This is a genomic window from Chryseobacterium sediminis (assembly GCF_008386505.1).
GTDB lineage: Bacteria > Bacteroidota > Bacteroidia > Flavobacteriales > Weeksellaceae > Chryseobacterium > Chryseobacterium sediminis.
Genome location: NZ_VUNZ01000003.1, coordinates 501,718 through 516,896, shown reverse-complemented (window position 1 = coordinate 516,896; position 15,179 = coordinate 501,718). Strand labels below are relative to the sequence as shown.

The following is a 15,179-nucleotide window of genomic DNA, read 5'->3' as shown; positions in this document are numbered from 1 at the left end:
TATTATCTCTTATTATTTTATTCTATCTCTTTAATAAGTTACCTCTTACAAGGTTCACTAACTTCTTACTTTTAACTTGGCTCTTTTACCTTTTTTCTTATTTAAAGGTAAATCCTTTTTCTTCCAACGCTTCTTTCAAAATGGCCATTCTGGCGAAAACACCGTTTTCCATTTGTTTAAAGATTCTTGATCTTTCGCATTCTACAAGATCTGAATCTATTTCCACTCCTCTGTTGATAGGCGCAGGGTGCATAATGATTGCTTCTTTTTTCATGGCTTTCTCTCTTTCTTTGGTCAGTCCATATCTTTTATGATATTCTGAAGCCGTGAAACTCATTGCAGCATCGTGTCTTTCATGCTGGATTCTTAATAACATCAGAACATCCACTTCCCCGATCAGCTCATCCATTGACATATAAGTTCCGTTGATTAAAGCTCCTTCGTCAAACCACTGCTCAGGTCCTGAGAAGTATACTTTAGCGCCTAATCTTCTTAATGCCTCTGCATTTGAATTAGCAACACGACTGTGTTTTACATCTCCTACAATTCCTACTTTTAATCCTTCAAACTTTCCGAATTCCTGATAGATGGTCATCAGATCCAGCATACATTGTGAAGGATGGTTTCCTGTTCCGTCTCCTCCGTTAATCACAGGAATCTTAATATTTTTCAGTTCCTCAAAGTATCTGTCTTTTTTATCGCGGATCACCACAAGGTTTACTCCTATACTTTCAATGGTCTTTACTGTATCATAAAGGCTTTCCCCTTTGTTTACCGAACTGTGTGATGCATCAAACGGAACTACCTGAAGTCCCAGTTTTCTTTCTGCAAGATCAAAACTTGTTTTCGTTCTTGTACTGTCTTCGAAGAAAAGGTTTGAGCAAAAAACTTCTCCTTCAATTTTGGCAGTTTTACCGTTCGCAAAAGCCAGTGCTTCTGTCAGTATACTGTTGATTCTCTCGGTGCTTAGTTCTGTAATCGTAAACATAATTCTTATTTTTGGGCATAAAAAAAGCGAAGACAACAATCTTCGCTAATAACAATAAATATCGTAAAGGGCGCTTTCGCCCGGTAAATCTAATGATATAAATGCTTTTTTATTCATTAGGTGCAAAGATACAACAATTTTATGAACCTACAAAAACAAAGTTTAAAATAAATTAAAAACCTCAGTATTTCCTTATTCTCATTTAAAATTAATATTTTTGTTACAACTCAATTTTTTTTATGGATTTAAAAGACAAAATGATTCTCAGCATTATTCAGGAAGACTCTACATTATCGGTTAAGGAAATTTCCGAAAAAATTGGTCTTACCTTTACTCCTACGTATGAACGAATCAAACAGTTGGAGAAACATGGGATCATTCAGAAATATGTAGGACTTTTAAACCGTGAAAAACTGGGCTTGAATATTGTAGTCTACTGTAATGTACGTCTTAAGGAACAATCCAAGAAAGTATTGGAAACCTTTGAGAATCACATTGGAAAATATGACGAAGTACAGGAAATCATCAGTCTTTCCGGAGAGTATGACTATATGTTGAAGATCATTGCTAAAGATATCAATTCGTATAATGAATTTGCAGTGAATGTGATCTCAAACATTCCTAATATCGGGCAATACCACAGCTCCATCGTGCTTCATGAGGTTAAAAAATCCACTAAGTTTAAAATTGATCTAGAATAATCCTTCTATTTTTAAACCATTAAATTTGATTTTAGATTTACGTTTGCTGAAAATCAAGGATTTTCTGGCGCCTTAAAATCCAGATACATTTTTGTTTTATTCTTTGCGCCTTTGCGCTTACCAACAAATTTAATTTAGAAAAACGCAAAGACGCAAAAAATTGAAAACTCTATGCTGTAAGGCGCAAAGATTTTATCTCCGATAAAATTTCGACCTACATATTTAATCTCAATTTCCAACCACAGTCAGTATTAAAGCAATCATCAAATTCAAAGAGCGGAGCAAAATCTAACCATTAAGATCACTTAAGCAGATAAGATTTATAAGATTAAGGCTTCACAACGAAAAGGCAGCAGTCTAAAATAATTTAGAAATTCCACTGATTTTTGCTTAAGTTTTTAATGACCTTAATGGCTTAGATTCTAACCCAATAATTTATTTTTCAGTTTATTGAACTGATATTCTATTTTATCAAGACAAAGATTTCCGATACTCCCCTGATGGGTATGTTCAAGGTTTCCTGGTTCAAATTCAAATACATTGTTTTCAATCTCCTGCCCTATTTTCACATAAGCATCACGGAATGAACTTCCGCTTTTTACTTCTTCATTGATCTTTTCTACACTGAAAAGGTATTTGTATTTTTCATCTTCCAGAATCCCGTCTTTTACTTTAATGTTCGGTAAAGTATAGCTTAGGATTTCCAAACATTCTTTCAGGGAATCAATGGCAGGGAAAAGAATTTCTTTGGTCAGCTGTACATCTCTGTGATATCCCGAAGGCAGATTATTTGTCAGTAAAATAAGTTCATTCGGAAGTGACTGAATTCTGTTGCATCGTGCACGAACAAGTTCAAAGATATCCGGATTCTTTTTATGAGGCATAATACTGCTTCCTGTGGTAAACTCTTTCGGAAAGCTGATAAAATCAAAGTTTTGGTTCAAATACAAACATACGTCATAAGCAAATTTCCCAAGCGTTCCCGCTAAAGTTGCCATTGCCATCGCCAGCATCTTTTCTGATTTTCCACGAGTCATCTGAGCGTACACCGAGTTATAATTCATCGACTGGAATCCTAAGTTATAGGTCGTACTCTCACGGTTAATCGGAAACGAAGAACCATACCCTGCAGCTGATCCCAATGGGTTTTTATTAATAATATTTTTCACTGAAAACAGCATTTCCACATCATCCAAAAGCGCTTCTGCATAAGCACCGAACCACAATCCGAATGAGGAAGGCATTGCTATCTGCAAATGGGTATATCCCGGAAGCAATACATTTTTATGCTGATCCGCCAGCTGAATCAGAATCTGGAAAAACTCATCGGTAAGGGCTGTGATCTCACGGATCTCATCCAATAAATATAATTTGATATCCAGTAAAACCTGATCATTTCTTGATCTTGCTGTATGAATTTTTTTTCCTGTATCTCCTAATTCTTCAATGAGAATAGCTTCTACCTGAGAATGGATATCCTCAGCATCTTTATCAATTTCAAAACTGCCGTCTTCAATTTTTTCTAAAATAACATTTAAAACAGATAACATCTGCTCTGATTCTTCCTGAGAAATAATCCCAGTTTCTGCTAACATTTTGCAATGCGCCATAGAACCTTTGACATCATATTTCGCCAAACGCTCGTCAAAGTCAAGATCTTTCCCTACGGTAAAATTATTGACTAATATATTGGTGGCAAGGTCATCCTTCTGCCATATTTTTTTCATATGTAATTGTTTATTTTTTTTAAATCATATGCAATCACCACTTCTACCTGTTGTATTACCAGAAAAATTCGTTGGTAGTGATGTCATGATAAAATTGATTTAAAATATTTGTTGGCTTTGACATGCCCGGCAAGGCAATCCTTATTACTATTAACTATAAAAAAACATTTCCTTATGTGAAGCTTTCATTTCTAATTTTCTTTTTTGCATAAATCTTATTAAAAACTAAACTTCGTGCCTGCCGGACTGAGTCAAAACATATATTGAGCTGGAAGCCCGAAGCTGGAGGCTGGAAGTGAATTACAAACTATAATAACTTCCATCTTCCCACTTCATTCTTCCTTTCTTTATAACACTTTTTCTAAAATTCTGATGTAGATTTCTATTCCTTCTTCTATTTCATGGATATAGATAAATTCATCTGCAGTATGGGAGCGCCTACTGTCTCCAGGACCCATTTTCACGGATGTACATGGAATAATCGCCTGATCTGAAGAGGTTGGAGATCCATAAGTTGTCCTTCCGATTTCAATTCCTGCTTTTACAAATGGATGATCCATCTCGATTTTTGAAGAATTCAGCCTGAAAGATCTTGCCGTGAGTGTTGATTCCATCTGCGACTGAATGATTTCAAACGCTTCCTGATTGGAATATTCATCTGTAACCCTTACATCCAGTGTGAAATTACAAGACTCCGGAACAACGTTATGCTGTACTCCTGCGTGAATTCCTGATAAGGTAACTTTAACCTCACCCAGATATTCTGAAACCTTTGGAAATTTAAAAGCTAAAATCTTCTGCAGATCCTGCATACATTTTACAATTGAGTTATCATCATTAGGATGAGCGGCATGAGAAGGAGTACCTTTCATTTCTCCATCAATCACAAGAAGTCCTTTTTCTGCAATCGCCAGATTCATCTGCGTGGGTTCTCCTACAATGGCGAGTTCTACATTGGGTAGCTGCGGAAATAAGGCTTCGATTCCATCAAATCCTGAAATCTCCTCCTCTGCCGTCAAAGCAATAACTAAATTATATTTTAAATCTTCTTTATCATAAAAATGTAAAAAAACCTGCGCCATAGAAACCAAAGAAGCTCCTGCATCATTGCTTCCCAACCCGAACAGTTTGCCGTCTTTTTCAATAGGAATAAACGGATCAAGGGTATATGCTTTGTTCGGTTTTACCGTATCATGATGCGTATTCAATAAAACGGAAGGTTTAAATACATCGAAATGTTTATTCACCGCCCAGATGTTATTCTTAAAACGTTTGGTAGGAATCTGGTGTTTTTTGAAAAAGTCTTCAATTTCTACCGATGTATTGAATTCATCTTTGCTGAATGAAGGAATTTCAATCAAATTTTTAAGTAATCCGACTGCATTATTCAATAGCTCTTCTTTATTATAAACAGATTTCAGTTCCTGCATGATGATTTTCTATATGGTTTTTCAGTTCTGTTTCTTTGATCAGAAACACTTTATCTACATTATTTTTTATCGCTCCAAGAGCATTTTCAAGTTTGGGCAAAATCCCTTTATGAAGTTTTCCTTCTTCTTTCAATACCGTAAAATCTTCCTCAGTGACACTTTTAATCACCGATTCCGGATCGTTAACATCTTCCAAAACACCTTCTTTATCAAAACAATACAGCAATTCAACTTCATATTTCTCTGACAGGGCCTGTGCTATCACAGAAGCAATGGTATCAGCATTGGTATTGAAAAGATTTCCTTTTCTATCATGGGTAATTGCTGAAAACACAGGAACAAGATCCAGTTTGATCAATTTTGAAACCAGCTTCCTATTCACACTTTTCTTAGTGATATCCCCTACAAATCCAAAATCGATTTCAGGGTGTTCTCTTTTTTTAGCTTTAATTAAGTTTCCGTCTGCTCCGGAAAACCCTATGGCATTACATTTTTTCTGTTGCAGTTTTTCAACAATATTTTTATTGATTCCCCCTGCATACACCATCGTTACAATATCCAATGTCTCTTTATCCGTAATCCTCCTTCCGTTGATCATTTTCTGTTCAATGCCCAGTTTATCAGCCAGCGTTGTTGCCAATTTGCCTCCACCGTGTACAAGGATCTTCTTTTCCTGAATTTCAGAAAACTGTTCTAAGAATTGGGCTAACAATTCCTCATCATCAATTAAAGCTCCGCCAATTTTTATGATGTATAACTTTTCTTTCATTTGTAAACATTTTGGGATACTTGCTCTTTTCTATCCTTGTCAAGGTTTAAAACCTTGACAAGGATCACTTCAGGCTTTTAATTCATCTAAAATCTCACTGAACACAGCCTGCGCAGAGAAGATTCGGTTCTTTGCCTGCTGATAGATGATAGAATTTTCTCCATCCATTACCTCATCACTCAGCTCTACATTACGACGAACCGGAAGGCAGTGCATTACTTTTGCATCATTTGTATCTGCCAGTTTTTCATTCGTCAGCATCCAGTCTCCTTTCACTTCAGGCATGGCAGCGTAGTCATCAAACGAGGACCAATTTTTTACATAAATAAAATCAGCATCTTTTAAAGCTTCGTCCTGATCATGAACGACTTTCACATCTTTTGTGAATTTTTTATCCAAATCATAGCCTTCAGGATTAGCAATTACCAACTCTACATCCATTTCCTGCATCCACTCTGCGAAAGAGTTTCCAACAGCATGTGCAATAGGTTTGATGTGGGGAGCCCAGGTCAATACCACTTTTGGTTTATGATCTTTTTTCCAGTTTTCTGTAATGGTAATACAGTCCGCCAGACTTTGCAACGGATGGCGGGTTGCAGATTCCAATGAAATGACAGGAACTTTTGCATGTTTTTCAAACTGGCTTAAAATGCTTTCGTTCACATCATCTTCCTTGCTCTTCATCCCTGCAAAACAACGTACAGCAATGATATCACAATATTGATTTAAAACTTCAATGGCATCTTTGATATGTTCTACGGTATCTCCGTTCATGATAGCTCCGTCAGCAAATTCAAGATTCCAGGCTTCCTGTGCTGCATTTAATGTCAAAACATTCAACCCTAAATTTTGAGCTGCAATCTGACTGCTCAGACGGGTTCTCAAACTTGAATTTAAAAATACAAGTCCTATTGTTTTTCCCTTTCCTTTTTCTGTTTCAGTAAGGGGATCTGCTTTTATTTGTAAAGCTTTTTTTATGATTTCCTGTAAGTTTTCTACATCACTTACAGAGGTAAATTTTTTCATTTTTAAAATTGATTTTAAAGATTTTGTTTACACATTAATTAGGCTTCTTAACGCAAGGGAACAATGTTTTTCACTAATACCATTTTTTCGTTCGCAAAGGCATTTCATTCAGCAATTGACGGTTGTTTTGTCATTCTGACGAAGGAAGAATCTCTACATTATTTTACAGATTCTTCATTTCACTTTGTCCCATTCAGAATGACAAACATTGTGTAATATTCTAAGCTTTTAACCTTTTTATAATTTTAGCCTTTTGCAGTTTAAACCTTCCCCAATACCACTTTCAAAGCATTGATGAAAAGATCTGTTTCCTCTTTTTTGATATTCAGTGCCGGAAGAATCCTTAACACTGTTTTATCATTAGAGTTTCCTGTGAAAATATGATGATCGAACAATAAGCTTTTCCTTATTTCTGAACAGTCTCTGTCGAGTTCTATTCCGATCATCAACCCTTTCCTTCGGATGGATTTAATATGTGGTAAATCTTTAATTTCATTTTCAATATACTCACCCATTTCCTGGGCATTTTCGATAAGACTTTCATCTTTCATGACATCCAGAACAGCAATTGAAGCGACACAAGCCAGATGATTCCCTCCGAATGTAGTTCCCAGCAAACCATTGCTCGCCTGGAATTTAGGATGGATCAAAACTCCTCCAACAGGAAATCCGTTCCCCATTCCTTTTGCAGTTGTAATAATGTCTGCTTCAACTCCGAATTCCTGATGGGCAAAGAAATATCCGCTTCTTCCATATCCGGATTGTACTTCATCCAAAATAAGAACAGCATCATATTTTTCACATAGCTCTTTAATTTTAGATAAAAATTCCGGTGTAGGAATCATAATTCCGCCTACTCCCTGAATCCCTTCGATAATAACCGAAGAAATTTCATTTCCAAATTTTTCAAAAGTCTCTTCTAGTTGTTCTACATCATTCCATTCTGATTTGATGAATCTTTCTGAAAAGTTAACCGGAGCCACAATTTTTGGATTATCAGTCACTGAAACCGCCGCAGAAGTTCTTCCATGAAAAGATCCCGAAAAATACAGTACTTTGCTTTTCCCATTATGAAAAGAAGCCAGTTTTAATGCATTTTCATTAGCTTCAGCTCCTGAATTACATAAGAACAGATTATAATCTTCATATCCTGAAAGTTTTCCAAGTTTTTCTGCCAGTTCAGTCTGTAATTCGTTCTGAACGGAATTGGAATAAAAAGATATTTTTTCCAGCTGATCTTTTAGCTTATTCTGATAATGCGGATGATTATGCCCAATAGAAATTACGGCATGACCTCCGTAGAAATCAAGATATTTTTCTCCTTTGTCATCCCAAAGAAATGATCCCTGAGCTTTTACCGGATTTATATTGAATAATGGATATACGTTGAATAAATTCATTTTTGTTGCTTGTTGTTAGTTTGATGGTTGATTGTTGAAAGCCTGCAGATCTAAAGTTATTCTTCACACTACTGCAACCTATCATCTACAACCTTCTCCTTATTAATAAATTAGAATGCTATTGGCTTTAAATTCAATCCTGCATTTTCTTCCCAGTTCATCGCCAGATTCATATTCTGAACTGCCTGTCCTGAAGCTCCTTTTAACAAATTGTCAATCGCTGAGTGAATAACGACAACATTTCCACTCTTTTCGATCTGAATCACACAGCGATTGGTATTGACAACCTGCTTTAAATCAACTGCCTTCCTACTTACCGTAACGAAAGGCTCCTCCGCATAAAAATCCTGATATAATTGTTCTATTTCCTCCAAATCCAAATCCGTCTTCATCGTGGAACTTGTAAAAATTCCTCTTGCAAAATCTCCTCTCCATGGAACAAAATTCAGGTTTACTTCTTTATTATTAAATGATATCAACTGTTGTAAAATCTCATCCACATGCTGATGCGTTAAAGTTTTATATGCTGAAACATTATCATTTCTCCAGGTAAAATGAGTTGTTGCCTGCAAAGACTGTCCGGCTCCGGTAGAACCTGTAATCCCTGTAGTAAAAACTTCATTTAATACTTTTTTTTCCGCTAAAGGCATTAAAGCCAATTGAATAGCCGTAGCAAAACATCCGGGATTGGCAATACTCTTTGCTCCTTCCAGTTGTTTTTTATTGATTTCAGGTAATCCGTAGATAAAATTTCTGTTTCCAAAGTTTCCTTCTAAACGGAAATCGTTTCCGAGATCAATCACCAGCGTTTCATCTTTTACAAGATTTTGAGTTAACCAGTTTTGACTTTCTTTATGGGGAAGACACAGAAAAAGAATATCTACGTCTTCTGGTTTATCTGTCAAAACCATTTCACAAACCGTCGTTAAATCCGGGTACAAATCTGAAATTCGCGTTCCCGAATTTGAACGACTATATAAAAAACTCAATGTCACATGGGGATGAAAAGCCAATAAGCGTACCAGTTCACTTCCTGTATAACCGTTAGCACCAATTATTCCTACTGTTTTCTTCATTTTGATTCTGACAGAATTCTATTCCGTCTTGCATTAATCGTCCCTTCGGAACTAATTGATATTTTGGTTAATCTGGTGGTATATATTTAAAGAATTGCTTACAATTTTTGTATATCCTTTCACATCATCTCCTGTCCACGCTCTGTTTGCCTCTCCATAACTTCCGAATTTATCAGACATCAGGTCATGATCAGATTCAATTCCGTTTAAAATAAATCTGTAAGGATGAAGCGTTACGAATACTTTTCCGCTCACTGTTTTTTGAGAATCTGTCAGGAAAGATTCTATATTTCTCATTACAGGATCTAAGAAAAGTGCCTCATGAAGCCAGTTCCCATACCAATCGGATAACTGAGACTTCATCATTTGCTGATATTTTGAAAGCGTATGTTTTTCTAATAAATGATGTGCCTTGATGATCACTGATGCTGCAGCGGCTTCAAATCCCACTCGTCCTTTAATTCCAACAATGGTATCTCCAACATGGATATCACGGCCAATTCCGTAAGCTGAAGCCAATTCTTCTATTTTCTGAATCGCATACACAGAATGTTCAAAACTTTCTCCATTCACTCCTATCACTTCTCCATTTTTAAACTCGATTTCCAGTTCTGAGGGCTGATTTTCTTTAATCTGTGATGGAAAAGCTTCTTCCGGCAGATAGTTTCTTGAAGTCAAGGTTTCCTTTCCTCCTACCGAAGTTCCCCAAAGTCCTTTATTCACTGAATATTGTGCTTTATGGAATTCCATTTCGTAACCGTGGCCTTTCAAAAACTCAATTTCTTCTTCACGAGACAAAGCCATATCACGGATAGGCGTAATGATTTCAATATTCGGACACATTACCTGGAAAATCAAATCAAATCGAACCTGATCATTTCCAGCTCCTGTACTTCCATGAGCAATAGCATCCGCCTCTACCTCAATCGCATATTTTGCAATTTCCTGCGCCTGAATAGTACGCTCAGCACTTACAGAAAGAGGATAGGTATTATTTTTTAGTACATTTCCAAAAATCAAATACTTCACACATGAATTATAGTAATCTTCCTGAGCGTCTACGCACCTGTATTCTTTCACTCCAAGATTTAAAGCTTTTCTCTCCAATTCTTTTTCTTCTTCTTTTGAAAAACCTCCGGTATTTACAGTGACTGCATACACATCATATCCTAGTGTTTCACTAAGATATTTGGCACAGTAGGAAGTATCTAAACCTCCACTAAACGCTAAGATGACTTTCTTTTTCATCTGGACTTCTTTTATTTTTATTAATGGTCACATGGAATTCACTTGCAGAGTTTTGTGCAGAATACACAAAATTACTTTGGCTTGCTCCATTATATTTATTTTCAGGCTGATCATTTACAACCTCTTTTTTTTCTATATTTTCAGGAACAAATAACATGGCTGTACACAGACAATTCTTACGTTCCTTCATCATTAAAATCTCATAGTTCACGCAGTTTTTGCAGCCGTTCCAGAATTCTTCATCTTGAGTAAGTTCAGAATAGATTACCGGTTTATACCCCAAATCACTATTAATTTTCATTACTGCCAAACCTGTTGTCAATCCGAATACTTTCGCTTCCGGATACTTATCTCTAGATAATTGGAAAACCCTCTGCTTGATTTGAGTTGCTACGCCCCCGTTCCTGAACTTCGGTGATACAATCAATCCCGAATTGGCCACAAACTTCCCATGCGACCAGGTTTCTATATAGCAGAAACCTACCCACTCGCCATTTTCAGTAGCTACCACAGCATTGCCTTCTGAAATCTTCTTACTCAAATATTCTATGGAACGTTTTGCGATCCCCGTTCCTCTGCGCTGTGCAGAATCATACATTTCCTGCTGTATTTCACTCACATACATTAGATGCTCGCATGAGGAAATTTCTATTTCCATTTATTTATCTAATTTTTTTGGCAAATTTAAAATATATTTTCTTTTAAATCCAAATAAAAAAGATATTTTTTTTGTTTTAAAATTTTATACAGGTAAAATTATCTTTATTGAAAAATATACATTTGCTAATTTATTATATATTTGCTAAAATAATATAGTTATGGAAAACACCTGTCCTAAATGCAACAGTATCAAAGTAGTAAAAAGCGGTATCATTAATGAAAAGCAACGCTTCCACTGCAAAGACTGTAAATATTATTTCACTGTTAAAAAACTAGGAAAACAGATTGACGATTATTACGTCACCAAAGCACTGCAGCTATATTTGGAAGGCTTAAGTTATCGTGAAATAGAAAGAATTATAGGAGTTTCACACGTTACTATAAGTTCATGGATCAAAAAGTATAATATTACAAGACCTCCTCACTCCGAGTTTCACCCTGTTTATAAAATATTGAAACAGAATGAACTTATTGAGTATATCGCTCAGGAAGAAAATATTAAAAATTCAGGGATTATCATTACCCAGTTTGCTGATAAGTATATGCTGATTAAGTGGGAAAGGTTTAAGAAGTAGTGCGGGATGCGAGTTAGGGGATGCGGGATACGAGGTGCGGGATACGAGTTACGAGATGCGAGATACAGGGTGAGGTAAGAGCCACTAGATTTAATTATATTTTTCAATATCAAACACTTATAAACCGATTAGATTAAAATCCCGGATCCCGAAACCGAAACCATATAACATTAAATACGTCATAACTATACCATTACCACTAATATATATTAAATTTTCGTAACTAAATTATTAATTACAATTTGGCATTCATAAAAAACAACGCCAAAAATTGATAATTTATGAAGAAATTACTTACATTTATTGGAGTAGCCTTAATCAGCAGTTCTATATACTCTCAAGGGTCTCCTGATTATGGCAGTGGCTTAAAACTCAACCTCAATCCTGATGGTGATAAATTCGTCCGTTTTATTTTATGGGATCAGCTTTGGCTGAGAAACACCTCTATGAATCCCGGAAGTATGGTAGGTGGTGAGCCCACAGACAACTCCTGGAGCATAGGAAACAGACGATTACGTGCTTTAGCGTATGCACAGATCTCTAAAAGATATATGATTCTCCTTCATTTCGGAATCAATAACCAGACTTTCATCAATGGTGGGGCCACAGGTACTTCCGGTACAGGAGGTTACGGAAACGGAAAGAAAACCCAGTTATTTTTTCATGATGCCTGGAACGAATATGCAGTTATTTTACCTGGAGAAGCAGGAAAATTCAGTTTATCTTTAGGGGCGGGCCTTCATTACTATATGGGACTTTCCCGTATGACGATGGCTTCTACGCTGAATTTCCTCACATTAGATTCTCCCGTTTTCTCATGGCCACTGATTGACAATTCTGATCAATTTGCAAGACAGCTTGGAATGTTTGCAAAAGGTAAATACGGAAAACTGGAATACCGTTTCAGCTTAAATAAACCTTTTGCCACAGATCTGATCCCAGTAAATGTAACAGATCCTTCAAAAGCTGTTGCGGTAGACAACAACGGAAATCCCAGTTTTTCAAAAGCAGGATATGTGGAATACCAGTTCCTTGATGAGGAATCGAATACCCTTCCATACAAAGTGGGATCTTATCTGGGAACGAAGAAAGTTTTCAATGTAGGCGCAGGTTTTTATCATCAGGCAGACGGAACAAGAACTTCCGTGAACTCCAACATTGAGAAACACGATATTACTCTTTTTGCTGTAGATGCCTTCGCCGATATTCCTTTGGGAGAAGCGAAAAACAAAATGGCAGTTTCCGCCTATGCCGGATATTATAACTATAATTTCGGTCCTAATTACGTAAGAAATCTGGGTACAATGAATATTGCTGCTTCAGATCCTAATTTTATTGGAAATAAAGCTATTGCAGGACCAGGAAACCTGCAACCGACCATCGGAACAGGTAATATTATCTACGCACAGGCTGGTTTACTATTACCAAGCCAGGCAGAAAAGCCAAAAATCAGAATACAGCCTTTCGCTGCGTATACCCATAAAAGTTTTGAGGCTTTCGATAAATCTTCATCCCAGTTTGACGTAGGAGCCAATTGGTTCATAGATGGGCATCATGCAAAAATCACGACCCAATATTCAACAAGACCGATTTATACGAGCCCTACTGAAAGTCCTTCTTCAAAGGGAGAATTTATTGTACAGTTTCAAATCTATCTATAGAACATTACTTACTATCCTATTCCACTAACATCAAAAACTAATCAATATGAGCGAAAATCATCACGAAAGCTACGAAAATATGACCGACAGGCAGAAAAACCGCACCATATGGAGTGTGATCACTGCTTCATCCCTCGGCACCCTGATAGAATGGTACGATTTCTATATCTTCGGAAGTTTAGCTATTGTTTTAGCTACTAAATTTTTCCCTGCAGATAATCCTACTGCAGCATTTTTATCTACTCTGGCTACTTTTGCCGCCGGATTTGTTGTAAGGCCTTTCGGAGCTTTATTTTTCGGAAGACTGGGAGATATCATCGGAAGAAAATATACTTTTCTTGTTACTTTACTGATCATGGGATTTTCTACTTTCCTTATCGGATGTATTCCAAGTTATAAAACCATTGGGTTTATGGCACCGGTTTTAGTTTTAATTTTAAGATTACTTCAGGGGCTTGCTCTTGGTGGTGAATACGGAGGTGCTGCCACGTATGTTGCTGAATATGCCCAGCCTCACCGAAGAGGTTACTGGACTTCATGGATTCAGACTACCGCAACGGCCGGACTTTTCATTTCACTGATCGTAATTTTAATCACAAAATCAACCCTTTCCGCAGAAGAATTTGACAACTGGGGATGGAGAGTTCCTTTCTGGATCTCGATTTTGATGGTTGCCGTTTCCTATGTCATCAGAAAGAATATGAAAGAATCGCCTCTTTTTGCTAAGGCTAAGAGCGAGGGGAAAACTTCTAAAAATCCTTTAAAAGAGAGTTTCGGGAATAGATACAACTTCAAGTTTGTATTATTAGCCTTATTCGGAGCGGCAATGGGACAAGGAGTTATCTGGTACACTGGACAGTTTTACGCCATGAGTTTCCTTCAAAAGGTAATGAATGTAGAATCTGCACAGGTAGATTCACTCATGGCTACTGCTTTATTTTTGGGAACACCTTTCTTTGTATTCTTTGGATGGCTGTCTGACAAAATTGGAAGAAAAGCAGTGATGATGACAGGAATGTTGGTCGCTATTTTAGCTTACAGACCTATTTACGACAGTATGTTCAAAAGTGTAAACCTTGAGAGCAAAACCATTGCTGCCAATGGAATTACAGAAAAAAGAAGCGCTAAAATCCACAGTGATATTGCTACGGATAGTCTGGTTACTTTCCACAAAGAAACCCTTTACACAGACGGAACTTTAATCAAAAAAGACAGTATTGTTCACTGGTCGCCCGCAGGACCTGTTATGAAAGACGGAAAAGCGGAAGAACCAAAAATCTCCACGTCTGTAAAACTGAGCGACGACACGAAATGGTATCTGGTATTCCTCGTATTTATCCAGGTAATATTTGTAACCATGGTATACGGACCTATTGCCGCTTTCCTTGTAGAAATGTTCCCTGTGAGGATTCGTTATACCTCAATGTCATTACCTTATCACATCGGAAACGGGGTATTTGGAGGTCTTCTGCCGGCAGTGGCAACTTATCTGGTTACTACAGGAAAAGAAGCAGGACATGCAACCTGGTATCTGGAAGGGCTTTGGTATCCTATTGGAGTTGCTGCAGTATGTCTTATCATCGGATTATTTTATCTTAAAAATAAGAACAATAATCTTCACGATTAAGTACTGAATCACTCAAATTTTTATTAATTTTAAAACTACTAAAATGAACGGACTAAAAAAAATATTAGGCATTCTCTGGATCGCAATCGCGGTAGTTGTAGGGTATTTCGGAATTACGGTATTGGGAATCCCAAAAATAGCATCCGGAAAGCAGGAAGATTTGGTTTTTGGCATTATCATCCTTTTTGTACTGATGCCAATTATTTCAGGGGGAATGGCCATTTTCGGTTATTATGCCCTGAAAGGAGAATATTCTGACGATAAAATTTAAAAACAAAAAAGATAATTGAT

Annotated in this window: 14 protein-coding genes; 5 read left to right on the top strand and 9 right to left on the bottom strand. The window is 36.7% G+C overall.

Annotation, left to right across the window (positions count from 1 at the left end; genetic code table 11):
• Positions 1-97: 97 nt before the first annotated feature.
• Entirely contained in the window at positions 98-988 is an 891-nt protein-coding gene (locus FW780_RS17605; RefSeq protein WP_149834972.1) for an aspartate carbamoyltransferase catalytic subunit, read from the bottom strand.
• 239 nt (positions 989-1,227) lie between these two features.
• Between FW780_RS17605 and FW780_RS17600 the strand changes: the two genes are divergently transcribed.
• A complete protein-coding gene (locus tag FW780_RS17600) occupies positions 1,228-1,689 on the top strand; it encodes an Lrp/AsnC family transcriptional regulator (RefSeq protein ID WP_149834971.1) in 462 nt (153 codons plus the stop codon).
• A gap of 422 nt (positions 1,690-2,111) precedes the next feature.
• Here the strand turns inward: FW780_RS17600 and argH are convergent, their stop codons facing one another.
• From argH to FW780_RS17560, 8 genes are all read right to left on the bottom strand, one after another.
• Positions 2,112-3,416, bottom strand: coding sequence for an argininosuccinate lyase (gene argH / locus FW780_RS17595; RefSeq protein WP_149834970.1), 1,305 nt, complete (start codon positions 3,414-3,416; stop codon positions 2,112-2,114).
• A gap of 347 nt (positions 3,417-3,763) precedes the next feature.
• On the bottom strand, positions 3,764-4,846 hold the full coding sequence (locus FW780_RS17590; protein ID WP_149834969.1) for a M20 family metallo-hydrolase: 1,083 nt from the start codon (positions 4,844-4,846) through the stop codon (positions 3,764-3,766).
• A complete protein-coding gene (argB, locus tag FW780_RS17585; RefSeq protein ID WP_149834968.1) occupies positions 4,821-5,615 on the bottom strand; it encodes an acetylglutamate kinase in 795 nt (264 codons plus the stop codon). Before argB ends, FW780_RS17590 begins: the two co-directional genes overlap by 26 nt.
• Positions 5,616-5,684: 69 nt before the next feature.
• Entirely contained in the window at positions 5,685-6,641 is a 957-nt protein-coding gene (locus FW780_RS17580) for an N-acetylornithine carbamoyltransferase (protein ID WP_149834967.1), read from the bottom strand.
• A gap of 260 nt (positions 6,642-6,901) precedes the next feature.
• Positions 6,902-8,041, bottom strand: a complete 1,140-nt coding sequence (locus FW780_RS17575) for an aspartate aminotransferase family protein (protein ID WP_149834966.1) — start codon at positions 8,039-8,041, stop codon at positions 6,902-6,904.
• A gap of 110 nt (positions 8,042-8,151) precedes the next feature.
• Positions 8,152-9,117 carry an N-acetyl-gamma-glutamyl-phosphate reductase gene (gene argC, locus FW780_RS17570; RefSeq protein WP_149834965.1) on the bottom strand — a complete coding sequence of 322 codons (966 nt, stop codon included), beginning with the start codon at positions 9,115-9,117 and terminating at the stop codon, positions 8,152-8,154.
• Positions 9,118-9,168: 51 nt separating this feature from the next.
• Positions 9,169-10,365, bottom strand: coding sequence for an argininosuccinate synthase (locus tag FW780_RS17565; protein WP_149834964.1), 1,197 nt, complete (start codon positions 10,363-10,365; stop codon positions 9,169-9,171).
• Positions 10,337-11,023 (bottom strand): GNAT family N-acetyltransferase, encoded by a 687-nt coding sequence (locus tag FW780_RS17560; protein ID WP_149834963.1) that lies wholly within the window; start codon positions 11,021-11,023, stop codon positions 10,337-10,339. Before FW780_RS17560 ends, FW780_RS17565 begins: the two co-directional genes overlap by 29 nt.
• 160 nt (positions 11,024-11,183) lie before the next feature.
• Between FW780_RS17560 and FW780_RS17555 the strand changes: the two genes are divergently transcribed.
• The 4 genes from FW780_RS17555 (at position 11,184) to FW780_RS17540 (ending at position 15,159) form a co-directional block, all read left to right on the top strand.
• Entirely contained in the window at positions 11,184-11,600 is a 417-nt protein-coding gene (locus FW780_RS17555) for an IS1/IS1595 family N-terminal zinc-binding domain-containing protein (protein WP_149834962.1), read from the top strand.
• A 281-nt stretch (positions 11,601-11,881) separates the two neighbouring features.
• Positions 11,882-13,261 carry a porin gene (locus tag FW780_RS17550; RefSeq protein ID WP_149834961.1) on the top strand — a complete coding sequence of 460 codons (1,380 nt, stop codon included), beginning with the start codon at positions 11,882-11,884 and terminating at the stop codon, positions 13,259-13,261.
• Positions 13,262-13,307: 46 nt separating this feature from the next.
• Positions 13,308-14,888, top strand: a complete 1,581-nt coding sequence (locus FW780_RS17545) for an MFS transporter (protein WP_149834960.1) — start codon at positions 13,308-13,310, stop codon at positions 14,886-14,888.
• A 43-nt stretch (positions 14,889-14,931) separates the two neighbouring features.
• A complete protein-coding gene (locus FW780_RS17540) occupies positions 14,932-15,159 on the top strand; it encodes a DUF6814 family protein (RefSeq protein ID WP_149834959.1) in 228 nt (75 codons plus the stop codon).
• Positions 15,160-15,179: the final 20 nt, after the last annotated feature.